Origin of the sequence: Pseudoroseomonas cervicalis ATCC 49957 (assembly GCF_000164635.1) — a bacterium.
GTDB lineage: Bacteria > Pseudomonadota > Alphaproteobacteria > Acetobacterales > Acetobacteraceae > Pseudoroseomonas > Pseudoroseomonas cervicalis.
The window spans coordinates 1-921 of record NZ_GG771099.1; the positions used below are offsets into that span (position 1 = coordinate 1).

The 921-nt window shown below is 74.9% G+C and carries 2 protein-coding genes; both read right to left on the reverse strand.

Annotated elements, in window-relative coordinates; genetic code table 11:
• Positions 1-52: 52 nt before the first annotated feature.
• Complete coding sequence (locus HMPREF0731_RS21945) at positions 53-340, reverse strand: PTS sugar transporter subunit IIB (RefSeq protein WP_007006458.1); 288 nt, start codon at positions 338-340, stop codon at positions 53-55.
• Positions 333-818: a PTS sugar transporter subunit IIA gene (locus HMPREF0731_RS21950; protein WP_007006459.1), complete on the reverse strand. Its 486-nt coding sequence runs from the start codon at positions 816-818 to the stop codon at positions 333-335. The genes HMPREF0731_RS21945 and HMPREF0731_RS21950 overlap by 8 nt, the downstream gene beginning before the upstream one ends.
• Between the last annotated feature and the right edge of the window lie 103 nt (positions 819-921).

Below are 921 nucleotides of genomic sequence, written 5' to 3' on the forward strand. Positions count from 1 at the left end.
CCGGCGCGGCCCCCCGCGCGGCCCGGCCGCGCGGGGGTAGCGGCACGCGGCCTCAGCCGCGCAGGTGGCGCTCGATCTCGTCCAGCGCCTGGGCCTTGCCGATGCCGGTCAGGAAGGGCAGGCCCTTGACCACCGGCTTGCCGAGATCGGCCGGCACCGGCGTGGTGGAGACGACGAGATCGGCATCGGCCACCAGGCTGGGCAGCTCGGTTGCCTTGCACTGGCGGATCTGCACCGGGATGCCGCGCTCCTGCATCGTCTCCTCGATGGCGGTGGCCACCACGGTGGAGGTGGCCACGGCGGTGCCGCAGGCCACCAGGATCGTCTTCGGTCTAGCCATGCACGCGGTCCTTGTTGAGCGCCCGCAGCACCTCGCGGACGGTGGGGATGTCGGGCGCCGCCAGCAGCGCCTGCAAGATCTCCGGCGCCTGGATCAGCCCGGCGACGGTTTGCAGGGCCTCGATCTGGGCGTGCTTGTCGTTCAGCGCCAGGGCCAGGACGATCCGCACCGGCAGGTGGTCGTCCGGGTCCTCCATGTTGCCGAAGGGCACCGGCTGGCGCAGCACCGCCAGTGCCACGGCCGGGCGCCGCACATGATGCGCGTCGGTGTGCGGCACGGCGACATTGATGGCGCCCAGCGGCAGGCCGGTCGGCATCACCGCCTCGCGCGCCAGCACGGCCTCGGCGTAGCTGCCGGCCACCGCGCCCTGGGCGTGCAGCCGCGACGCCAGCAGCGCGATGACCTCCGCCGCGCTGCCGGCCTGCACATCGAGGCAGAGGGCGCGGTCGTCGAGCAGGTCGAGCAGGTCGAGGGGCATGGCGGTCACTCCGCGGCGACGGGACGACGGGGCAGGGGGGCGGGCTCCTCCGGCTCGGCGCCGGCGGCGCGCTCCCAGGCCTCGGGGGCGGCGCGCAGGCCGA